At 75.3% G+C, this 20,974-nt stretch carries 23 protein-coding genes; 11 read left to right on the forward strand and 12 right to left on the reverse strand.

Annotated elements, in window-relative coordinates:
* Positions 1 to 11 precede the first annotated feature (11 nt).
* A complete protein-coding gene (locus GA0070213_RS05790) occupies positions 12 to 1,505 on the reverse strand; it encodes a sensor histidine kinase (protein WP_091058414.1) in 1,494 nt (497 codons plus the stop codon).
* Positions 1,483 to 2,223, reverse strand: coding sequence for a response regulator transcription factor (locus GA0070213_RS05795; RefSeq protein WP_091058640.1), 741 nt, complete (start codon positions 2,221 to 2,223; stop codon positions 1,483 to 1,485). The genes GA0070213_RS05790 and GA0070213_RS05795 overlap by 23 nt, the downstream gene beginning before the upstream one ends.
* Before the next feature lie 128 nt (positions 2,224 to 2,351).
* Here GA0070213_RS05795 and GA0070213_RS05800 point away from each other — a divergent pair, with 128 nt between their 5' ends.
* Both GA0070213_RS05800 and GA0070213_RS05805 read left to right on the forward strand, forming a co-directional pair.
* On the forward strand, positions 2,352 to 3,245 hold the full coding sequence (locus tag GA0070213_RS05800; protein ID WP_091058416.1) for an SDR family oxidoreductase: 894 nt from the start codon (positions 2,352 to 2,354) through the stop codon (positions 3,243 to 3,245).
* Positions 3,242 to 4,039: an alpha/beta fold hydrolase gene (locus tag GA0070213_RS05805; RefSeq protein WP_091058418.1), complete on the forward strand. Its 798-nt coding sequence runs from the start codon at positions 3,242 to 3,244 to the stop codon at positions 4,037 to 4,039. Before GA0070213_RS05800 ends, GA0070213_RS05805 begins: the two co-directional genes overlap by 4 nt.
* A gap of 6 nt (positions 4,040 to 4,045) precedes the next feature.
* Here the strand turns inward: GA0070213_RS05805 and GA0070213_RS05810 are convergent, their stop codons facing one another.
* Positions 4,046 to 4,270, reverse strand: a complete 225-nt coding sequence (locus GA0070213_RS05810) for a hypothetical protein (RefSeq protein ID WP_091058421.1) — start codon at positions 4,268 to 4,270, stop codon at positions 4,046 to 4,048.
* A 136-nt stretch (positions 4,271 to 4,406) separates the two neighbouring features.
* Here GA0070213_RS05810 and GA0070213_RS05815 point away from each other — a divergent pair, with 136 nt between their 5' ends.
* Both GA0070213_RS05815 and GA0070213_RS05820 read left to right on the forward strand, forming a co-directional pair.
* Positions 4,407 to 5,354, forward strand: a complete 948-nt coding sequence (locus GA0070213_RS05815; protein ID WP_091058424.1) for a serine/threonine-protein kinase — start codon at positions 4,407 to 4,409, stop codon at positions 5,352 to 5,354.
* A 76-nt stretch (positions 5,355 to 5,430) separates the two neighbouring features.
* On the forward strand, positions 5,431 to 5,859 hold the full coding sequence (locus GA0070213_RS05820) for an OsmC family protein (RefSeq protein ID WP_091058427.1): 429 nt from the start codon (positions 5,431 to 5,433) through the stop codon (positions 5,857 to 5,859).
* Positions 5,860 to 5,868: 9 nt separating this feature from the next.
* On the opposite strand, the gene GA0070213_RS05825 is transcribed toward GA0070213_RS05820, so the two are convergent.
* Positions 5,869 to 6,819, reverse strand: a complete 951-nt coding sequence (locus GA0070213_RS05825; protein ID WP_245716271.1) for an endonuclease/exonuclease/phosphatase family protein — start codon at positions 6,817 to 6,819, stop codon at positions 5,869 to 5,871.
* Between the two features lie 329 nt (positions 6,820 to 7,148).
* Between GA0070213_RS05825 and GA0070213_RS05830 the strand changes: the two genes are divergently transcribed.
* Positions 7,149 to 7,976: a hypothetical protein gene (locus tag GA0070213_RS05830; protein WP_425412800.1), complete on the forward strand. Its 828-nt coding sequence runs from the start codon at positions 7,149 to 7,151 to the stop codon at positions 7,974 to 7,976.
* A gap of 64 nt (positions 7,977 to 8,040) precedes the next feature.
* Here GA0070213_RS05830 and GA0070213_RS05835 read toward each other — a convergent pair whose 3' ends face one another.
* The 5 genes from GA0070213_RS05835 to GA0070213_RS05855 all read right to left on the reverse strand — a co-directional run bounded on the left by GA0070213_RS05835 (position 8,041) and on the right by GA0070213_RS05855 (position 12,327).
* Complete coding sequence (locus GA0070213_RS05835; protein WP_245716272.1) at positions 8,041 to 8,454, reverse strand: ATPase; 414 nt, start codon at positions 8,452 to 8,454, stop codon at positions 8,041 to 8,043.
* Positions 8,455 to 8,573: 119 nt separating this feature from the next.
* Positions 8,574 to 9,020 carry a response regulator gene (locus tag GA0070213_RS05840; RefSeq protein ID WP_091058433.1) on the reverse strand — a complete coding sequence of 149 codons (447 nt, stop codon included), beginning with the start codon at positions 9,018 to 9,020 and terminating at the stop codon, positions 8,574 to 8,576.
* Between the two features lie 70 nt (positions 9,021 to 9,090).
* Entirely contained in the window at positions 9,091 to 9,438 is a 348-nt protein-coding gene (locus tag GA0070213_RS05845; RefSeq protein WP_091058436.1) for an STAS domain-containing protein, read from the reverse strand.
* Positions 9,439 to 9,514: 76 nt separating this feature from the next.
* Positions 9,515 to 10,567: a cobalamin B12-binding domain-containing protein gene (locus GA0070213_RS05850; protein ID WP_091058440.1), complete on the reverse strand. Its 1,053-nt coding sequence runs from the start codon at positions 10,565 to 10,567 to the stop codon at positions 9,515 to 9,517.
* Positions 10,564 to 12,327, reverse strand: a complete 1,764-nt coding sequence (locus tag GA0070213_RS05855; RefSeq protein WP_091058443.1) for a PP2C family protein-serine/threonine phosphatase — start codon at positions 12,325 to 12,327, stop codon at positions 10,564 to 10,566. Before GA0070213_RS05855 ends, GA0070213_RS05850 begins: the two co-directional genes overlap by 4 nt.
* A 256-nt stretch (positions 12,328 to 12,583) precedes the next feature.
* On the opposite strand from GA0070213_RS05855, the gene GA0070213_RS05860 reads away from it, so the two are divergent.
* Positions 12,584 to 12,919 carry an STAS domain-containing protein gene (locus GA0070213_RS05860; RefSeq protein WP_091058646.1) on the forward strand — a complete coding sequence of 112 codons (336 nt, stop codon included), beginning with the start codon at positions 12,584 to 12,586 and terminating at the stop codon, positions 12,917 to 12,919.
* A gap of 43 nt (positions 12,920 to 12,962) precedes the next feature.
* Positions 12,963 to 13,310 (forward strand): STAS domain-containing protein, encoded by a 348-nt coding sequence (locus tag GA0070213_RS05865; protein ID WP_091058446.1) that lies wholly within the window; start codon positions 12,963 to 12,965, stop codon positions 13,308 to 13,310.
* A 76-nt stretch (positions 13,311 to 13,386) separates the two neighbouring features.
* On the opposite strand, the gene GA0070213_RS05870 is transcribed toward GA0070213_RS05865, so the two are convergent.
* The gene (locus GA0070213_RS05870; RefSeq protein ID WP_091058450.1) at positions 13,387 to 13,698 is read right to left on the reverse strand and encodes a hypothetical protein; all 312 of its coding nucleotides are present in this window, start codon (positions 13,696 to 13,698) and stop codon (positions 13,387 to 13,389) included.
* A 185-nt stretch (positions 13,699 to 13,883) separates the two neighbouring features.
* Here GA0070213_RS05870 and GA0070213_RS05875 point away from each other — a divergent pair, with 185 nt between their 5' ends.
* The 3 genes from GA0070213_RS05875 to GA0070213_RS05885 all read left to right on the forward strand — a co-directional run bounded on the left by GA0070213_RS05875 (position 13,884) and on the right by GA0070213_RS05885 (position 16,955).
* A complete protein-coding gene (locus tag GA0070213_RS05875) occupies positions 13,884 to 14,855 on the forward strand; it encodes a DUF2267 domain-containing protein (protein WP_091058453.1) in 972 nt (323 codons plus the stop codon).
* Positions 14,856 to 14,939: 84 nt separating this feature from the next.
* The gene (locus GA0070213_RS05880) at positions 14,940 to 15,725 is read left to right on the forward strand and encodes a spermidine synthase (protein WP_091058456.1); all 786 of its coding nucleotides are present in this window, start codon (positions 14,940 to 14,942) and stop codon (positions 15,723 to 15,725) included.
* Between the two features lie 135 nt (positions 15,726 to 15,860).
* On the forward strand, positions 15,861 to 16,955 hold the full coding sequence (locus tag GA0070213_RS05885; protein ID WP_091058460.1) for an AI-2E family transporter: 1,095 nt from the start codon (positions 15,861 to 15,863) through the stop codon (positions 16,953 to 16,955).
* Between the two features lie 12 nt (positions 16,956 to 16,967).
* Here GA0070213_RS05885 and GA0070213_RS05890 read toward each other — a convergent pair whose 3' ends face one another.
* Entirely contained in the window at positions 16,968 to 18,269 is a 1,302-nt protein-coding gene (locus tag GA0070213_RS05890) for an NAD(P)/FAD-dependent oxidoreductase (RefSeq protein ID WP_091058463.1), read from the reverse strand.
* Positions 18,270 to 18,369: 100 nt separating this feature from the next.
* Here GA0070213_RS05890 and GA0070213_RS05895 point away from each other — a divergent pair, with 100 nt between their 5' ends.
* The gene (locus tag GA0070213_RS05895) at positions 18,370 to 19,812 is read left to right on the forward strand and encodes a M20/M25/M40 family metallo-hydrolase (protein WP_091058466.1); all 1,443 of its coding nucleotides are present in this window, start codon (positions 18,370 to 18,372) and stop codon (positions 19,810 to 19,812) included.
* A 12-nt stretch (positions 19,813 to 19,824) separates the two neighbouring features.
* On the opposite strand, the gene GA0070213_RS05900 is transcribed toward GA0070213_RS05895, so the two are convergent.
* Entirely contained in the window at positions 19,825 to 20,352 is a 528-nt protein-coding gene (locus GA0070213_RS05900; protein ID WP_245716273.1) for a GNAT family N-acetyltransferase, read from the reverse strand.
* Positions 20,353 to 20,974 lie beyond the last annotated feature (622 nt).

Genomic DNA, 20,974 nt, shown 5'->3' on the forward strand with positions numbered 1-20,974 from the left:
CCGTGAGCGGCCTATGCCTCCGCTGTGGATCCCGGCAGCCACACCGTGAACGCGGTGCGACCCGGCCGGCTGGCCACCTCGACCCGGCCGTGGTGCGCCTCCACCACGGCGGCGACGATGGCCAGCCCCAGGCCGGTGCTGCCGTGCGCCCGGGAGCGGGAGCTGTCGCCGCGGGCGAACCGCTCGAACACCTCCGGTTGCAGCTCCGCCGGGACGCCCGTCCCGTCGTCGGTGACGCGGAGTTCGACCCCGTCCGCCACCACCGCCAGTCGGGTGGTCACCGTGGTGCCGGGCGGGGTGTGCACCCGCGCGTTGGCGAGCAGGTTCGCCAGCACCTGGTGCAGCCGGTGCGGGTCGCCGGTGACGCTGAGCGGCTCGTCCGGCAGGTCGAGCTGCCAGCGGTGCTCCGGGCCGGCCACGTGCGCGTCGCTGACCGCGTTCACCGCCATCGCGGTGAGGTCGACCGGCTCGGCGGTGAGCGGGCGACCGGAGTCCAGGCGGGCCAGCAGCAGCAGGTCGTCGACGAGGCTGGTCATCCGGGTGCTCTCCGACTCGACCCGGCGCAGCGCGTGGGCCACGTCCGGCGGCACCTCCTGCCGGCCGCGCCGGGCCACCTCGGCGTATCCCCGGATGGCGGCGAGCGGCGTGCGCAGCTCGTGGCTGGCGTCGGCGACGAACTGGCGTACCCGGGTCTCGCTGGCCTGCCGGGCGGCGAGCGCGGCGGCGACGTGGCCGAGCATCCGGTTGAGCGCGCCGCCGACCTGCCCGACCTCGGTGCGGGGGTCGGTGTCGGCGGCCGGCACCCGGACCGACAGGGCCACCTCGCCCCGGTCCAGCGGCAGCTCGGTGACCCGGGCGGCGGTGGCGGCGACCCGGTTCAGCGGACGGAGCGTGCCGCGCACGATCAGCGCGCCGAGGCCACCGGCGACGACCAGGCCGGCGCCGATCACGCCGGCCTGCGCCACCACCATCCACATGACCGTCTCGTCGACCTCGGCGAGCGGGATGGCGAAGACGAGGATGTCGCCGTCAGGCATCTGCCGGGCCACGGCCCGGTAGCCGCCGCGCCCGTCCAGCCCGACCGTCCGCGGCCCGTCGCCGGGGCGGAGCCGGGCCAGCGCGGCCACCTCGTCCACCGGGACCGTGGCGGGCTGCGCGGCCGTCTGCCGGAACGCCAGGTCGACCTTCCCGTCGACCACCCGCGCCGCCACCGACTCGGCCGGGTAGCCGGGTGGAAACCCTGGGCGAAAACTGTCCGGCCGGCTCTCCGGCAGCTCGAACGGTGAGGGCTGCCGCACGTGCCGGCGCGATTCGCCCCCGGTGAGCTGTTCGTCGATCCGCGTGATCAGGAAGTGTCGCAGGGCAATCGTGGTCAGCCCGCCGACGCCGACGCTGACCAGCGCGAGCAGCGCCACCACGGAGAGCACCAGGCGGCGGCGCAGTGACCAGCCGGCCAGCCGGCGTGTCAGCCGCCCACCGGCGTCACGCGGCGGGCTTGAGGACATAGCCCGCCCCACGCAGCGTGTGGATCATGGGCGCCCGACCGGCGTCGATCTTCTTGCGCAGGTACGAGATGTACAGCTCGACCACGTTGGCCTGGCCGCCGAAGTCGTAGTTCCAGACCCGGTCCAGGATCTGCGCCTTGCTGAGCACCCGGCGCGGGTTGCGCATCAGGTAGCGCAGCAGCTCGAACTCGGTGGCGGTGAGCGTGATCAGGTCGTCGCCGCGGCGGACCTCGTGGCTGTCCTCGTCGAGGCTCAGGTCACCGACGGTGAGGACCGCCTCCTCCCGGGCGGCCACCGCGAACCCGGAGCGGCGCAGCAGGGCGCGCAGCCGGGCGATCACCTCCTCCAGGCTGAACGGCTTGGTGACGTAGTCGTCGCCGCCGACGGTGAGCCCGGCGATCCGCTCCTCCACCGCGTCGCGCGCGGTCAGGAAGAGCACCGGCACCTCGGGCGACTGCTCGCGCAGGCGGCGCAGCACCTGGAAGCCGTCCAGATCGGGCAGCATCACGTCGAGCACCACCGCGTCCGGGCGGAACTGCCGGGCCGTGCTGATCGCCGCCATCCCGTTGCCGGCGGTGGTCACCTGCCAGCCCTCGTACCGCAGGGCCATCGAGAGCAGGTCGGTGAGGGTCGGCTCGTCGTCGACCACCAGCACCCGCACCGGTTCGCCGTCCGGTCGGCGCAGCTCGATGCGGCCCTGCGCGGCCTGCCCGTTCATGACCATGCTCCCCATCGTGGGCGCACCCGCTGAACCGGTGCTGTCCCGATCCTGTGTACCAGCTGTGCGCGGGCGCGGCGGCGCGGACGGGTCTTTCCCGAACAGCTACCCGGTGGTAACTTGCCGGCATGTCCATCGACGGTCGTCCCGCCGGCCGGTTGGCCGGCAGGGTGGTGCTGGTGACCGGGGCGGCCCGGGGCATCGGCGCGCACACCGCCCGGCTCGCCGCCGCCCGGGGCGCGCGACTCTCGCTGGTCGGGCTGGAGCCCGACCGACTCGCCGCCCTCGCCGCCGAGCTGGGTCCCGGGCACGTCTGGTTCGCCGCCGACGTGACCGACCAGGCCGCGCTGGGCGCGGCGGTCGACGGCACGGTCGCCGCGCTCGGCGGCATCGACGCGGTGGTGGCCAACGCCGGGGTCGCCAACCGGGGCACCATCGCCGTGGGCGACGTCGAGGCGCTGGCGCGCACCGTGGAGGTCAACCTGATCGGGGTGATGCGCACCGCGGCGGCCACCGTGCCGGCGCTGATCGACCGCGGCGGCTACCTGCTGATCGTCTCCTCCGCAGCGGCGTTCGCCGCGCTGCCCGGCATGGCCGCCTACTGCGCCTCCAAGGCCGGCGTCGAGCACTTCGGCACCGCGATCCGGCTGGAGCTGGCGCACCGCGGGGTGGCGGTGGGCACCGCGCACCCGTCCTGGGTGGACACCGACCTGGTCCGGGAGGCCCGGGCCGACCTGCCGGCGTTCGAGTCGGCGCTGGCGCGGCTGCCCTGGCCGATGCGGCGCACCACCACGGTCACCGAGTGCGCCGAGGCGTTCGTGCGGGCGATCGAGCGCCGCAGCCGCCGCGTCTACGTGCCGCGCGCCGTCGGCGCGGTGCAGGCGGTCCGGTCGGTGCTGGTCAGCCCGCTGGCGGACCGCCTGGTCGGACGCACCGCCCGGGTCACCGTGCCGCTGATCGAGGAGCAGGCCCGGGCGCTGGGCCGCGGTTTCGGGGTGAGCACCCCGGAGTCGCGCCGATGAGCGCGCCGGTGGAGGTGGTCTTCGAGCGGCGCGGCGCCGGGCCGGCGCTGGTGCTGCTGCACGGCATCGGCCACCACTGGGGCGCCTGGCTGCCGGTGCTCGACCGGCTCGCCGAGAACCACGACGTGATCGCCGTCGACCTGCCCGGCTTCGGCCGGTCCCCGGTGCCCGCGACCGGCCTGCCCGCCGACATGCCCGCGCTGGTGACCGGCATGGTCGAGCTGTTCGCCGCGCTCGGGTTGGACCGGCCGCACGTGGCCGGCAACAGCCTCGGCGGGGCCATCGCGTTGGAACTGGCCGCGGCCGGCGCGGTCTCCTCGGCCACCGCGCTGTCACCGGCCGGCTTCTGCACCCCGCGCGAGCTGCGCTGGGCGCTCACCGTGCTCGCCCTGCACCGCAACGCGGCGCGGCTGCCCGAGCCGGTGCTGCGGCACCTGTTCGCCGCGCCGGCGCTGCGCGCCCTGGCCATGGGCATGCTCCTGGCCCGGCCGAACCGGATGGCGCTCGACGTGGCGCTCGCCGACGCCCGTGCGTTGCGCGAGGCGCGCGCGTTCCGTGCCGTAGCCCGGGCCGGCCGGGGCTACGCGTTCGCCGGCGCGCCCACCGTCCCGGTGACTGTCGCCTGGGGCACCCGGGACCGGATCCTGCCCTACCGCCAGGCGGCGCTGGCGCGCACCCGGCTGCCCGCCGCCCGGCACCTGGACCTGCCCGGCTGCGGGCACGTGCCGATGCACGACGACCCGGAGCTGGTCGCCTCGGTCATCCTCGACACCACCGGGCCGGGCCCGGCCTGAGCCGGGTCACTCGGTTGCGCCGAACGGGTCCGTACGCACGAAGCGCATGGTCCAGCCGTCGGGCCCGGCCCGTACGCCGCGCTCGTACAGGTGGTCCGCCACGTCGCCGGCCGGCCGGTCGGGGTGGCGCAGGATCCAGCGGGCCGGTGGCGCGCCGTCCGACTCGGCCGGCAGGTCCCGGACCACGTCGTCGGCCGGCCCGCCGACGAACCGCACCCGCACCAGCGCCATCGCTCACCCTCCGTCGCGGTGTCGACACTCCCGCTCGCGAAGCTACCCCGGCCACCCGCCGGGTCCCGGCGGTTTGCACAGCTCGGGCGCAGGGTAGCGGAACCCCGGGGAACCGGATGACGGCGAGGAGTGGTCGATGAGGACGCTGGGCGGGCGGTACGAGCTCGAACAGCGAGCCGCGCTGGGTGGCATGTCCGAGGTCTGGCGGGCCCACGACCGCGTGCTGGACCGGACCGTCGCGATCAAGGTGATCTCGCCCGGGCTCGACGGCGACGCCGGCTCGGTGGAACGCATCCAGGCCGAGGCCCGGTCGGCGGCCCGGCTGGTGCACCCGAACGTCGCGAGCGTGCACGACTTCGGCACCGCCACCCTGCCGGACGGGCGACCCGTCCCGTACATCGTGATGGAGCTGGCCGAGGGCGAGACGCTCGCCGCGCACCTGCGCGCCGGCCCGCTGGACTGGCGCATCGCGGTGCGGGTCTGTGCCGAGGTGTGCGCCGCGCTGGCCGCCGCGCACGGGCACGGCATCGTGCACCGGGACGTGAAGCCGGCGAACGTGATCCTCACCCCGTCCGGGGTGAAGGTGCTCGACTTCGGCATCGCCACCCCGGCCGGCGAGCCCGACCGCACGCCGGAGGGGATGGTGGTGGGCACTCCGGCCTATCTGGCTCCGGAGCAGCTCGACCGGCAACCGGCCACCCCGGCCGCCGACATGTACGCGCTCGGCGTGCTGCTCTACTACTGCCTGACCGGCCGGCTGCCCTACGAGGCCGCCAGCACCACCCAGTTGCTCGGCGTACGCCGCCGCCTGCCGCCCCGACCGTTGCCGGAGGTCCCCGGGCTGCCGGCCGAGGTGGCGGAGCTGTGCGAGCGCTGCCTCGACGCCGATCCGGCCGCACGCCCGACCAGCCCGATGGCCGCGCTGCTGCTGGCCGAGGCCGTGGACGCGCGCATCTACGTGCCGATGACCGTGGTGCTGCCCCGCCAGCGCATGCCGGAGGTGTCGCCGTGGACCGGCCGGGCCGCCAGCGAGGCGACCGAGGCGATGGCCGTGGACGCCGCGACGAGCGGCCGGATCCGCTGAACGCACTCCCGGCCCGGCGGCGGTTTCGCCGGTCGGGGGCCGGGAACGCCTGCCGGTGAGTGACGGGAGGAACGCGATGCCGGATCCGAGTTCCTGGCTGGCCGAGTCGGCCACGGCGACCGCGGCGGGTGGTCACGTACGCACCGACGACGGCGGTCTCTCCTCCGCCCTGGCGTCCCCGTTGGCGCCGCACTGCACCGGCCTGACGCCGGAGCAGCTCCTGGCCGCCGCGTTCGCCTCGTGCCTGCACCACGCGGCGGTGGAGGCGGCCGGCGAGATCACCGACGAGGCGCACACCGTGCAGGTGACGGCGGAGGCGAAGCTGGGCCGCGACGACGACGGCCGCTACCGGGCGGACGTGCACGCCGAGATCTCCTCGGCCGGGCTCACCCGGGAGCAGTTGTCCGACCTGGTCGCGTACGCCGACCGGCTCTGGCCGTTCTCCAGCGGCGACCCGAGCCGCCACCGGCTCACGGTCACCCCGGCCGAGAACGGCCGACACTGAGCCGCGGTCTCACCAGCGGAAGCCGGCGGTCACCGCCCGGTGGTCGGTGTCCGGGGTGTGCACCACGCCGGCCGTGGTCGGGGTGATTCCCCGATAGAGCACGTGGTCCGGGCGGGTCAGCGGGACCTCCGCCGGCCAGGTGAAGCCGAAGCCCTGCCCGGCCTCGGCCTGGGCGTCACCGAGCAGCCGGGTCAGCGGCGCGAAGGCCCGGTCGGTGGTGGCCGTGTTCAGGTCGCCCAGCACCACCAGTCGCTCGGCCGGATCGGCGCGGACCGTGCGGGCCAGCGCCGACACCGTCTCGTCGCGGGTGGCGGTGTGCCCGGCGCGGGCCGAGCCCAGGTGCACGACGTACACCGTCAGGTCGCCCTGCGGGGCGGCCACCACGGCGCGCAGGGCCCGGTCCCAGCCCAGCCCGGTGTCCACGCCGTGGGCCTCCCGGATCGGCCAGCGGCTCCAGAGCGCGACGGTGGAGACCGCCGCCCGGTGCGGGTAGTGACCGGCCAGCGCGGGCGCCACCCGCGCGTCGTCGTCGACCTCCTGGAGGCCGATCAGGTCGGGGGCGCCGACGGTCAGCGCGCCGACGGTGGCGGCCGGGTCGGGGTTGCCGGCGCGCAGGTTCTGGCTGGCCACCCGCACCGAGGTGCCGTCGGCGCCGGCGGCCGGGGGCAGCCACGCCCGGCCGTAGAGCGCGGCCCAGGCCAGCGCCGGCAGCAGCACCGCGAGCAGCGCCCGGCGGGAGCGGCGCAGCAGCGCCGCCAGCCCGAGCAGGGGTACGCCGAGGCCGAGCAGCGGCGTGACGCTGTCCACCAGGCTGCCCAGGCCCTGCACGTTGGGCACCGCGCGGTGCCCGACGAGGAGCACGGTGAGCAGCACCGCGCACGCGATGACGACCGTCCCCCGCCGGCCTCGGCGGCCGGCGGGCTCTCCGGCGGCCCGTTCGTCGACCATCTGCCCCGTCACCGTCAGCATCGTATCGAGCGGTCAGCGCTTCCCGGGTGCCGATCCGGGTACGCGGGCCGGGGCGACGGCATCGGCGGGCCGGCGGGGGCGGCGGACCAGGTGAACGGCGCACCATCGGCCGAACGGAGGAGGCCACCGGCGGAGCTGCGGCGATCTGCGACGCGCCCGTTTCCTACTCCTCAAACCGATATGACGGTTGTTTCGGAGACGAGAGGTTAGCGCGGTTCATGATCCACCGAGGGTAATGCCGGGGCGGAATCCGGCAAAGTGTGGCGCATCCCACCAAGTAGCCCGATGGCAAGCGGCGGGAAGATCTTTAGCCTCGGCGGGTGCACCCCGACCACTCCGATCCCCAGCCCCTGTCCGCGCAGTACCCGGTTCGCCGAACGATCGACCCGGCATCAGCCGAACGGAGGGTGGGCCGGCACCGGGCCCCGGAACCGCCCCGGCGCGGCCCGGGACGCTCCGTCCCCGGCCGGATCGCGGTCGCCACCGGCGTGACCTGCTGCCTGGGTCTGGTCGGCGTGGTCGGTGTCGGCGAGGCCGCCCCGCCGAACCTGAAGGTCCGCGAGGCGCTCGCCGACCGGGCCGCAACCGAGCAGCGGGTCTCCCGGGACTTCGCCCGCGTCGCGCCGCCGGTCGCCGCGCCGGCCCCGGCCGCCACGCCCAGCCCCGCGCCGGCCCGGAAGAAGGCGCCCCGGAAGGCCGTCCGCCCCGCCCACCCGCGACCCGTCGCCGGCCTCGACCAACGGCAGATGGACAACGCGAAGGCCATCGTCGACGTCGGCCGGGACATGCGACTGCCCCGCCGGGCGCTGGTGGTGGCGGTGGCCACCGCGATGCAGGAGAGCGACCTGCACAACCTGGCCAGCGACGTGCTGCCGGAGTCGTTCGACCACCCGCACCAGGGCAGCGGCTCCGACCACGACTCGGTCGGGCTGTTCCAGCAGCGCCCGAGCAGCGGCTGGGGCACTGTCGCCCAACTCATGCGTCCCGCGTACGCGGCCCGGGCGTTCTTCACCGCGCTGGCCGAGGTGCCCGGCTGGGAGGACATGAGCGTGACCGGCGCGGCCCAGGCGGTGCAGGTCTCCGCGTTCCCCGACGCCTACGCCAAGCACGAGGACCGGGCCGCCACGGTGGTGGCCGCGCTGACCTGAGCCGGCGGCGGCACGTGGCAGGCGAAACCCCGCCCCTACCGGGTGCGTGCGACGGGGCGCCTGCTCACCGCACGCCGGAGAGGATGTCGTCGACGCGGGCCTCACGGCGGCGGCGGGCCAGCAACGCGGCCTCGAACTCGCGGCGCGCCCGCACCGCCTCGGCGTACGCCTCCTCCCGCACCCGGCAGGCCTCGTCCCGGGCCGCCTCCAACGCGGCGCGGGCCCGAGCCAGCAGGGCGGCGGCCTCCCGCTCGGCGGCGGACAGGTCGGCGCCGGCCGCGTCCTCGGCCGGTGCGGCGCGGCGCCGGAGGAAGTCACCGAGGTGCCGGGCGTCCAGGCGGATCTGGTCCCACTCCCGGCCCGCGCCCGCGGCGCCCTCCACGCGCGCCGCCAGCCGGCCCAGTTGGAGATCCAGCTCGTCGAGGCAGGAATCCACCTGACGCCGGTCGTAGCCGGACTCCACCACCGAGAACCTCATTGTCGCCCCCCAGGCAGCCGTGTACGTCCCCCACCGACGATCCTGCTCCGGCGGGCGAGGCCGGGAGCGGCCGTTCGCGGAAAATGTTCAGCATCCGCCAGGCCAGGGGCTCCGGACCGTCAGGCGTGCTTCGGCAGCACGACCACCCGGCCGAAGAACTCGTCGATGCGGCGCACGACGTCGTTGAAGTCGTCCAGGTCGATCGGCTTGGTCACGTACGCGTTGGCCTGGAGCGTGTAGCTGCTGACCACGTCGGTGTCGGCGTTGGAGGTGGTCAGCACCACGATCGGGATGGTCCGCAGGTTCTCGTCCCGCTTGACCTCGCCGAGCACCTGCCGTCCGTCCATCCGCGGCATGTTCAGGTCGAGCAGGATGACGTCGGGCCGCTGCGCCTCGGTGTGCCGGCCCTCCCGACGGAGGAACTCCATCGCCTCCTCGCCGTCGGCGACCACGTCGATGACCTTCTCGACGTCCGACTCCTCGAGCGCCTCCTCGATCATCAGGACGTCGCCCGGGTCGTCGTCCACCACCAGGATGCGAACGGGGTTGGGGCTGGGCTGACCCATGGGGCTACCTGCTTCGTGTCGAGGAGGGCGCCGGCCCCGCGGCCGGCCGCTGGCGGGGAAATCTATCCGATCAGGAGCTGGCCGACGCCGTCGGGTCGGCCGCGTCACGGCGGTGTGCGAGCACCTCGGCGAGGCCGGTCACCTGGAGCACCCGGGCCACCCGGCCACCCGCCCCGGTCAGCCGCAACCAGCCACCGTCGGCGGCGACGAGGTTGTCCCCGCGGACGAAGGCGGCGATGCCGGTCGAGTCGCAGAACGTCAGCTCGGTGAGGTCCAGCAGAAGCTCGCGGCGGCCGTCGGCGACCAGCCTGTCGATCGCCGCGTTCAACTCGCCGGCCGTGCTCAGGTCGAGTTCACCGGCGAGCCGCAGACCGGCGCCGATCTCGCCCCGCTGGGCGTATGTGACGGTGAACGTCACCGTGGCCCCTCTCGCTCCCACCGCAGGCGAACCCTTGCAGTGCAGCAAGTATAGGGGCCGTCGCCGCGTTCGCGAGTCAGCGGCCCGCGGTCGCCGCCGACAGCCCGCCGACCACGGCACGCCCCCGCTCGAGGAATCCGGCCGCGCGGGGGAAGTCCCGCAGCTCGTGTCCGTAGTGGTCGAGCGTCAGGCCGACCGCACCCGCCGGCACGCCGCGGCTGACCAGGATCTCCACCAGCCACTCGACGAACTCGGCGAACAGGGTCTGGTCGTCGACGTAGAGCGCGGCGGCCAGGAAGTCGACGATGTAGCCGAGATCGCCGACCGTGGAGTCGAGCTGCGCCGGCGTGTAGTCGGCCACCGCCGGCACCCGCTCGCGCAGGTCGGCCAGCGCGCTGTCGATCAGCTCACCGCGGCGCTTGACCAGGCTGGCGTACTCGTCGTCGGCCAGGTGGTCCAGCCGCGCGACCGGCGCCGCGCGCAGCGCCCGGTCGTCGGCGACCAGGTCGGCCGCGGCCGGCGCGTCCGGCGCCCACGACACGCCGAGCGCCCGGGCCCAGCGGCCGTCCGCGCCGAAGCCCCGCCCGCCCACCACCACCGGCACGTCGGAACGGCGACACGCCTCGATCATCCGGTGGGCGTGCGGCAACCGCATCGGCAGCGCGCACGCCAGCGCCACCGCGTCGGCGTCGTAACGGTGCAGGTAGGACACCAGGTGCGCGGCGGGAACGCTGGCGCCGAGGAAGACGACCTGCCAGCCGCGCAGCCGCAGCACCTCGGCGACCAACCGGGCCGGCAGCGCGTGCCACTCACCGTCCATGCAGGCCATCACGATCCGGCCGCGGGTCGGGCGGGGATCGGCGTACGCGGCCACCGCGGCCACCACCCGCTCGCTGATGTGGGTGGCGGCGTGCTCCTGGGCGACGCTCCACTCGTTGCGCGCCCACCGCTCGCCCACCTCGGCCTGGGCGGGGGCGACCAGGTCGAGCAGCACCCGCTCGGCCGGCACGCCCGCCTCCAGCAGCCCCCGGGCCACCGCCACGGCGGCCTGCTCGTCGGCCTCGGCCAGGCACTCCAGGTAGCCGGGGAAGGCCTGGGCCGGTCCGGCCCCGGTGGTGGTCGCGCTCACGCGGGCAGCTCCCTCGATCGGACGGCGTTCCTGGGTTCCGGCACCGCGTGCAGGTGACGGGACGCCCGGCCGGCCGGACCGGAGGCCCGCAGCGCGAGCACCGCGATGTCGTCGTGGTCGCCGTGCGCGAGCCAGTCGCAGGTCACCTGCTCCACCCGCTCGGCCAGCGCCGGCGCGGGCATCCGGTGACAACCGCTCAGCGCGTTGAGCAGCCGATCGGCGCCGAACTGCTCGTCGCCGCGCCACCCGCCGCGCGCCTCGGTCACCCCGTCGCTGTAGAGCAGGCAGGTCTCCCCGGGTGCCAGGTGCACGGTGGTCTCGCCGATCCGCGGGTCCGGCACCACGCCGATCAGCATGCCGCTCAACGGCACCACCTCGACCTCGCCGGATTCCCGCAGCACCAGCGGCGGCAGGTGGCCGCCGCCGGCCATGGTCAGGGTCAGCCCGCCGTCGCGGTGCGGGCGGGTCACGCCGAGCACCATGGTGGCGAAGCGGCCCTGCCCGTTGGCCTGGGTGGTCTCCAGCAGCGCGTCGTTGAGCAGCTTCAGCAGCCGCCCCGGCTGCGCCTCGACCCGGTGCAGGGCGTGCAGGCACTGGCGGAGCTGGCCGGTGAAGACCGCCGCCTCCACGCCCTTGCCGGAGACGTCGCCCAGGAAGAAGACCGAACCGCCGTCGGCGAGCCGGTGCGAACCGTAGAAGTCGCCGCCGATGCGCAGCCCGGCCTGCGCCGGCCGGTAGGCCGTCCCCCACTGCACGCCCGAGGCCGCCGCCGGCTCGACCGGCAGCAGGCTCGCCTGCAGGGTGTCGGCGACCTCGGCCTGGTCGCGGTAGAGCATGGCGGTGGTCAGCGCCGCCCCGGCCCGGGCCGCGAACGCGCGGACCAGGTCGACGTCGGCCTCGTCGTACCAGCGGCCGGCGCGGCGGGCCACCAGCAGCACACCGGCCGGCGCCTCCCGACCGGGCAGCGGAACCACCCGGGCGGTCGCGCCGGCCACGTCGAGGCCGGGCAGCCAGCCCGCCTCGGCGGCCTGCTCGACGAGCCAGTCCAGCGCGTGCGGTTCGGTGCCGGCGAGGCCGGTCTCGATCGCCGCGGGCAGCGCCGCGGCCGGCAGTACGCCACTGTCGACGGCGGGGGCCTCGTCGTCCGCGCGCACCGCCCGCCACCAGCGGGCCCGGCCGGACCGGGGCGCCAGCACCAGCACCGCCACGTCGGCGAGCGTGGGCACGGCGAGCCGGGCCACGGCGGCCGCGGCACGATCGGGGTGCAGCGGGTTGCCGAGCTTCTCGCCGACCACGGCGAGGAAGAGCGAGCGGGCCCGCTCGGCGAGCAGGGCGTCGGCCCGGCTCACGCTCTCGGTGACGTCCTCGACGTACCAGCACCGGCGGGCCGCGGAGAGCGGAACCGGACGAAGGCGCAGCCGCCGCCCGTGGTGGGTGAACTCGGCCGGGCCGTCGCCGGCGAGCGCTGTCACACCGGTGGCGGCCAGCACCTCGCCGGGCACCACCTCGGGGACGAGCCGCTCCGCGACCGGACTCACGTGGCGCACCACACCCTCGGGGTCGCAGACGATCAGCCCCTCGCGGAAGTGCTCCACCACCTCGGACCAGTCCGGGACGGTGGTGACGTCGTGGTCGGGGGCCAGCCGCGGGAGGGCGGACGCCGTCGGGGCGGCGGCGGACCGCACCCGAGCCCGTGCGGCACCCGGCGTGGAGATCCGTCCGTCGCCCGGGTCGGAACCCCTGACGTCGGCAGCAGTCACCAGCTGAGCCCCACTCTCCTCGTCGACATCCGCGAGGCGCCGAGAGCGGCGCCTGTGGTCACATCCCGTCGCCCCACCCTACGCCGGTACGCCCCGATCGCCACTCGGCGACGCCCGTCGCGGCCGGCACGCGCCGAGCGGGCCGGTTCCGGCATTGTTACGATCCGATCGTCCCTGCCCGACCGGCAGCCTGCGGAAAGGCGTGATGGTGGTTCCCCAACGGAGAAAGCCCGAAGCCACACCGGTGAGCATCTCCGTGGATCGTTCCGACCCCGCGGCCCCGGTGGTCGGCGTCGGCGGCGACCTGGCCTACGCCACCTCGGCGCCGCTGCGCGCCGAGGTCGACCGGCTGCTCGCCGACCGTCCCGCGGCGCTGGTGTTCGACTTCGGTGGTCTGAACTTCCTCGACAGCACCGGCCTGTCCGTGATCGTGCACGCCTGGCGCGAGGGGCAGCAGATCGGTACGACGATCGAACTCCGGGCGGTTCCGCGCTTCCTGGAGACCATCCTCGACATGACCGGCGTCACCGGTCTGCTGGACCGCCCGCCGGTCGACGGGCAGCCGGCGTCCGGGTCGGCCGCGTCCGCGTGACCCCGGGGGTTTCCGGAGCACCGTCGACTGGGAACATGGACGCATGCTCTCCCCGCTGTTGACCATCGAGGTGGATCGGCTCGACGCCGGGTCCGCCCGGCTGCGGCTGGCCGGTGAGCTCGACTTCGACACCGCCCCGGAGCTCGTCGAGGCCGCCGCCGACCTGCGCCGCGACGGCCACCAGGAGCTGTGGCTCGACTTCGCCGGGGTGACGCTCTGCGACTCGTCCGGTCTGAGCGCGCTGGTGGTGATCCACCGGTCCGGCACCGGCGGGGTGCACGTGACCGGGATGAACCCGCAGGTCCGGCAACTGCTGGACCGCACCGGCCTGGCCGAACTGCTCCCCGCACCGCCCCGATCGGCGGCCACCGACGCCCGCGACGTGGGCTGAGCGACCCGTAACGGGTCCACGGGCGGGGGGTGGCCCCCGACCCTGGGACCAGGGGTCGGGGGCCGGGGAGGTTGGCTCAGGCGGCGGGCACTGCCGCGCGACGCGGCCCGCTGTCCGGCTCTTCCGCCGCCGACGGCGGTTCGGCGTCCTCCGGCGCGCCGGAATCGGGCGTCTGGAACAGATAGCGGACGAAGTCCGCGTCCGCGTCGTCGTCCGCGCCCGGCCACTGACCGACGCAGTCGACGCCGACCACCTCGCGCCCGCCGCCGTCGTTCTCCTCGAGCAGCGCCCACAGCGTCACCGGGTAGCACCGGGTGGCGTCCGGGCCGAGGCGCCAGCGGGCGTACCAGCCGGGACGGGCGGGGACGATCTCCACGATCCGTTTCATGACGACCTGCCCTTCCGCGTGCGTCGGAAGTTGTCCGGTCCCTGCGATCCTGCGGCCCCGGCGGGTGAGCGCCCCTCACCCGCAGCGAATGAAGCCTGCCGCCCCGCGAGCACCCGTTAGCTTCCCGGCAGCGGCGGGAAGGCGTCCGGTGCAAGCGCCACCGACCAGGAACGAGGTGCGAGGACATGCGCAAGCAGATGGAGGGCGACAACCAGCGCCGTCGGGCCCTCGCCCGGCAGGCCCGGGAGCAGGGGCGACGGCCGAGCCAGATCGGTGCCAGCCTGAGCGCGTCCAAGCAGGTCACCTCGCTGGACCAGCACGACCGGTCCGGCCCGCCGCCGGCCGGCCGGCACAAGCCGGACAGCACGCGCGGCGGTCCCGCCCCGCCGGCGGTGGGCGTGGCGGAGCGACCGCGCCCGCTGCCGGACCCGCGGCCGGACGCGGCGGTCGGAATGCGCTACCGGGATCTGGTGGACGCGGTGAGCCGGCGGGCCGGCGTCGACTTCGCCGAGGCGAAGATCGCGGCGGAGGCCACGGTGCTCGCCCTGGCCTGGGCGCTGGACGAGACCGAACGGGACCGGCTGCTCGACGCCGTGCCGGTGAAGCTGCACGACGTGGTGCCGGTGGACGGCATCGAGCGGCGACAGGACCTGCCGGGCTTCCTGGCCGAGGTCGGGCGGCGCAGCCGGCTCACCCCGGAGCGGGCGCGCTACCAGGCCGAGGCGACCCTGGCCGCGCTGGCCGACGCCGACGCCGACCTGGTCGGTTCGCTGCGCGTACCCCACGGGTTGCGGGACCTGCTCGCACCGGCCGACTACGGCGGCGGCCTGGTGGGCGCGTCCTCGGCCACCGCGCCGCTGAGCGAGCCGGAACTGCGGGAGGCGCTGGACGCGCTCCCCTACTGGTCCAGTGACCGGCGGTCGTTGGTGCGCACCATCGAGTTGCCCGGGGGGAACCTGGACCGGGTGCTCGACCGGCTGGACCGGCTCAAGGACGCCGGCGGGCGCGGGCCGCAGATCGGCCGGCCGGATCCGGACAACGCCGTGCTCACCGTCCGGACCCAGCAGGTCGACGGCGTGACCGCGGCGGACGTCGACCTGGCGCACCGGGTCGACGCCGCGATCGACGAGGCCGGCGCCGGCATGGCCGCCGGCTGACGTGCAAGGCGGGGCCCCGCTCGACGCCTCGGGCACAGGCGGGGCCCCCGCTCGACACCTGAACCGCCCGGTAGCGTTCCGGGCGTGGAGAGCGACACCGAGGTCCTGGAGATCGTCGTGGACCCGGCCCGCCCCACCGGGCGTACGCTGCTCGCCGACGGCGTCGAGCAGTCCTACGTGGACGTGGTCGACGCTCGCCATCTGCACTTCGAGTACGTGCGGCGGATCGCCGCGGTGATCGACCTGGCCGCGCCGCCCGGGCACCCGCTGGCCGCCCTGCACCTGGGCGGCGGCGCGCTCACCCTGCCACGCTGGCTGGCCGCCGGCCGCCCCGGCTCGGCGCAGCGGGTCGTCGAGCGCGATCCCGCCGTGGTCGACCTGGTCCGCCGGCGGCTGCCGCCGGTGCCGCCGGAGGTGGTGGTCGCGCTCGGCGACGCCCGCGACGCGGTCACCGAGGCGCCGGCCGGTGCGTACGACGTGGTGGTGGGCGACGTCTACCGGGCGGCCCGGATGCCCGGGCGGGTGGCCGCCGTGGAGTTCGTCGCGCAGGTGGCCCGGGTGCTCCACCCGGACGGTGTCTATCTGGTCAACCTCACCGACCTGCCGCCGCTGGCGCACACCCGCGCCCAGGTGGCCACGCTACGCGCGGTCTTCGCCGAGGTCTGCCTGGTCAGCGACCGGCGGATGCTGCGCGGCCGGCGCTACGGCAACGTGGTGCTCGCCGGCACCCTCCGCCCGGGACGGCTGCCGGTGCGCCGCCTCGCCGCCCGGGTCGCCGCCGACCCGGTGCCCGGGACCGTGCTGCACGGCGCGGCGCTCGACACGTTCGCCGCCGACGCCCGGCCGGTCACCGACGCCGACCTGACCTGAGCCGGCCCGGGCCGGCGACCGGGCCGGGCTCCCGCCCGGGCGACGGCCCCACCCGAGGGGTTCCGGGGGCGCCGGCCGGGCCACGACCCCACCGAGCCCGGGTTTTCCGCCCGGCAGGGCGGGTAGCCGCGCCGGATGAGCGTCGCCGACGACCGGTCCACCGCCCGCCGGACGCTGATCGTGATCGGCCTCGTGCTGGCCAGCGTGGTCGGGTTGGCGCTGATCTGGGCCACCCGGCGGGTGCTCGTCTGGGGGCTGGTCGCGGCGTTCCTCGCCGTCGCCCTCAAGCCGCTCGTCGATCGTCTGGAGCGCCGGGTACGCCGGCGGGCGCTCGCCACCCTGCTGGTCTTCCTGGCCACGTTCGTGCTGCTCGCGGCGTTGGGCACGCTGATCGTCCTGCCGTTGGTGGACGAGTTGGGCCGGCTCGCCGACCGGGCGCCGCACGTGGTGCACGAGGCGCAGGCCGGACGGGGGCCGATCGGCGAGCTGCTGGACCGCCTGCACCTGCTCCGGTACGCCGAGCCGGGTCAGCTGCGCCGGTACGGCTCCCGCCTCGGCGAGCCGACCGTCGGGCTGGTCCGGGGCGTGGCGCAGGCGGTCGCCGCGCTGGTCACGGTGGTGGTGTTGGCGTACCTGATGGTGTTGGAGGCGCCCCGGATCGTGCGAGCCACGCTCCGGCTGGTCGGTGACGGCCCGGCGGAGCGGTTGCGACGCATCGGCCGCGACTCGTCCCGGATCGTCACCGGTTACCTGAGCGGCAACCTGGTGATCAGCCTGATCTGCGGCGGACTGACGTTCGCCGTGCTGCTCCTGCTCGGGGTGCCGTTCGCCGCGGTGATCGCCCTGGTGGTCGCCGTGGTGGATCTGATCCCGCTGGTCGGCGCCACGCTGGGGGCGATCGTCGCGGCCGGCGCGGGGTTCGCCCGCTCCCCCACCGCGGGCATCGTGGTGCTGGTCTTCTTCGTGGTCTACCAGCAGGTGGAGAACCATCTGCTGCAGCCGGTCATCATGGCCCGCGCGGTCCGGCTGAACCCGCTGACCGTGTTGTTCAGCGTGCTGCTGGCGGCCGAGCTGGCGGGTCTGGTCGGCGCGTTGCTGGCGATCCCGGCGGCCGGCATCGTGCAGGTGCTGCTGCGCGAGTTCGTCCCCGCCGGCCGGTCGGCCCTGGCCGCACCGGCCGACGGGGAACACGACGCCGGTTCCGTGGACGGTCCGCCGGCCGGCGGGTGACCACGTGCTCAGTCAGGTGCCCCGGCGGACCAGCTCCGGCGACTCGCTCTCCAGCGGCACGGCGTTGGCCGGGACGAGGCCGAGCTGCACCGCCGGGCGGGGCAGCGCCGCGTCGAGCGCCCAGTCGGCGGCGACGCGGGGCCGGTTGCCGGGCATGGCCAACAGGTGGTAGCCCCGGGTGACCGCCTTGGCCGGCAGGCCGGACAGCGGCACGTGCAGCGGGTTGGCCGCCGCGTCCTTACCGCCGAGGTCCACCACCCAGCCCAGGTCGTGGTGCTTGTAGGACTTGCGGGCGCCCCGCCCGTACGAGGCGGCGATGTTGTGCGCGGCCAGCTTGCCCTGCCGCTGGGCGTGCTGCGCGGTCATCGCGCACACCTGCCCGGGGCGGGTCGGGTCGGGCACCGCCGCCGCGTCGCCGCAGGCGAACACCTCGGGATAGCCGGGCACGTTGAGGTACTCGTCGACCACCAGCCGACCCTTCTCGGTACGCAGTCCCAGCTCGGCCACGAACGGGTCGGGGCGCACCCCGACGCACCAGATCAGGCTGCACGTGGGTACGTACTCGCCGTCGGTGAGCATCACCCCGTCCGGGGTGGCCTCGCCCACCGAGGTGCCCATCCGCACGTCGACGCCGCGGCGGCGCAGCACCCGGTCGGCGGTGACGGACATCCGCCGATCGAGTTCGGGCAGTACGCGGGGCGCGACGTCCAGCAGCATCCAGCGGGGCCGGACCTTGAGGTGCGGACGCTGGGCGAGCAGCCGGTCGGTGAAGAGCTGCCCGTGCGCGGCGACCTCGGTGCCGGTGTAGCCGGCGCCGACCACCACGAACGTGGTGCGGGCCCGCTGCTCGGCCGGGTCGTCGGTCAGCTCGGCCAGCTCCACCTGCCGGACCACGTGGTCGTGCAGGTAGAGCGCCTCGGGCAGGCCGCGGAAGCCGTGCGCGTACTCGGTCACGCCGGGGATGGGCAGCAGCTTGTTGACGCTGCCGACGGAGAGGATCAGCCGGTCGTACGCGAGCTGGCCGTGGTCGCCCTCGGCGGAGCGGTAGCCGACCCAGCGGTTCTGCAGGTCGACCCGGTCGGCCTCGCCGACCACCACCCGGACACCGTCGAGCGTGCCGGCGAGCGGCACCGAGATCCGGGTGGGTTCGACCACGCCGGCCGCCACCTCGGGCAGCAGCGGCAGGTAGAGGAAGTAGTCGGTCGTGTTCAGCAGGACGATCTCGGCCCGGTCGCGGGCCAGTCGGCGCAACGTCTTGGCCGCGTGGTATCCGGCGAACCCGGCCCCCACGATCACCACCCGTGGTTTCGTCATGTCCGCTGCCGTTCCCGGGCTGACCACCGACAAACGTCTCGACAATCCATCCACCCGGGCCGATATGGACATTCCTCGTGATCGGCGCGAGGATGCCGGGATGGGAAACCACGAGACCGCCGAGGGCCGACCCACGAGGTCGACCCGGCGTACCTTCCTCACCGCCTCCGCCGCGGCCACCGCCGCCGCCGTCGCCACCCCGCTCGCCGCGGACCCCGCGTCCGCCGCCGCCGTCCCGGCCGGCCCGGGCCGGCCGGCCCGGCCGCAGCCGCCCGGCCGCGAGCTGACCGCGCTGCTGCGCGAGATCGACCGGAGGCGGATCGAGGCCAGCGTCCGGCGACTCGCCGCGTTCGGCACCCGGCACACGCTCTCCCGCCAGGACGATCCGGTACGCGGCATCGGCGCCGCCCGCGACTGGATCCACGCGCAGCTGTCCGGGTACGCCGCCGCCTCCGGCGGCCGGATGACCGTGGAACTCCAGTCCTACGTGCAGGAACCGGCCGCCCGGATCCCGACCGCCACCACCATCACCAACGTGGTGGCCACGCTGCGCGGCGACGTCACCCCCGAGCGGGTCTACGTGATCACCGGCCACTACGACTCCCGCGCCACCGACGTGATGGACGCGGTCAGCGACGCGCCGGGCGCCGACGACGACGCCTCCGGGGTGGCCGTGGTGCTGGAGCTGGCCCGGGTGCTGGCCACCCGGCGCAGCGAGGCGACGATCGTGCTCGCCGCCGTCGCCGGCGAGGAGCAGGGGCTGTACGGCTCGGCGTACCTGGCCGGCCGGTTGAAGGCCGCCGGCGTGGACGTGCAGGGCATGTTCAGCAACGACATCGTCGGCAGCAGCACCGCCGACGACGGCACCCGCGACCCGCGCACCGTGCGGCTCTTCGCCGAGGGCGTACCGACCGCGGAGACACCGGCCGAGGCGAGCGTGCGGCAGTCCGTCGGCGGCGAGAACGACTCCCCGTCGCGGCAGCTCGCCCGGTTCGTCGGTGACGTGGCGGACAACGGCGCGACCGGGATGGACGTCCGGGTGATCTACCGGCGGGACCGCTACCTGCGCGGCAGCGACCACATCTCGTTCCTGCGCGAGGGCTGGCCGGCGGGCCGGTTCACCGAGCCGGCGGAGGACTTCGCCCACCAGCACCAGGACGTCCGGGTCGTCGACGGCGTGCAGTACGGCGACCTGCCGCAGTTCTGCGACTTCGACTACATCACCCGGGTGGCCCGGGTGAACGCCGCGACGCTGTGGTCGCTCGCCCAGGCCCCGGGCACGCCGAAGGGCGTGATCGTGGTGACCACGAACCTGACCAACGACACCACGCTGCGCTGGCAGCGCGGCGCCGAACCGGACCTGGCCGGCTACGAGGTGGTGTGGCGGGAGACCACTGCCGACCGGTGGCAGAAGGTGCTGGCGGTCGGTGACGTCACCGAGGTGACGATCGACCTGTCCAAGGACAACGTGTTCTTCGGCGTGCGGGCGGTGGACCGGGCCGGGCACCGCAGCCCGGTCGCGTTCCCGAAGCCCGGCAGCTGAGGCGGTCGCCGGTCAGGGCGTCGGCGGGGCCGTGATCGCCCAGCGCTCGTGGTCCCGCCAGGCGCCGTCCACGAACAGGTAGTCCGGGGAGAAGCCCTCCAGCCGGAAGCCGAGTCGGCGGGCCAACTTCTTCGACGGCTCGTTGCCCGGCTGGATGTTCGCCTCCAGCCGGTGCAGCCCGAGTGCCTCGAACGCGTGCGCGACCACCAGCCGCACGCCGGCCGAGGCGTGACCGGTCCCCGCGTACGGGCGGAATGCGGCATAACCGAGGTAGCCGCCCCGCAGCGCGCCGAGCACGATGCCGCCGATGTTCGCGTAGCCGGCGATCTCGCCGCTGGCCCGGTCGCAGAACAGGAACCCGGAGGTGTCCCGTCGCCGGATCCGGCGCAGGTACGCCGCGTAGCCCTCGGCGTCGTCCGGCGCGGACAGCCACGGGTGGTGCAGGTCCCGGCTGCGCCGGGCGGCGGCCACGAACTCCGCCCAGTCGGCGCCCCGGGGACGGCGGATCGCGACGCGCCCGTCGCTGCGCAGATACCTCACGACGCACCACTCTGGCCCATCCCCCACCGCCCACCCACACCCGGGCCCCCGCCCAACCCCACCCACGCCCCCCGAACGCCCGAACGCCCGATTCATGGTCGATCATGAAGTTCACTGCCCGGAGAGCGCTTTCCGACACCGTCAACTTCATGATCGACCGGTTTGGGCGGCGGGGCGCGGGGCGGTGTGGAGTGGTCGGCGTCATCGTGGCGGCGGAATCGGTGCGGGGGGCGGGGCGTTATACCTGGCAGACCGCGTGGAGCCCGGCCCGTCGAGCCGCCGGGCCGCCCGGTCGGCATGACCGGCCACGGGCCGCCGGCCGGCGTGGGAATGACCGGCCCCCGGCCGTCGTTACACCCCCGAGCCGCCGGAGTACCCGCCGGCACCCCCGGGCCCCCGAGCAGGCCACACGCCGCCGGGCCCACCCCCAGACTTCCCCCGCGTGATCCCCCAACCCCCCTTGGGAGGCACCATCATGGCTACCACCCTGCTGCGTAAGACCGTGCTCACCGCCGCCGGTATCGCCGCCACCACCGGTGGCATCGCCGGCCCCGCCATCGCCGCCCACGCCGCCCCGACCCAGAAGGCCACCGTCGTCGCCGACCGCAAGGGCGGCCACGGC

The sequence above is a fragment of the Micromonospora humi genome (genome assembly GCF_900090105.1).
GTDB classification, from domain to species: domain Bacteria; phylum Actinomycetota; class Actinomycetes; order Mycobacteriales; family Micromonosporaceae; genus Micromonospora; species Micromonospora humi.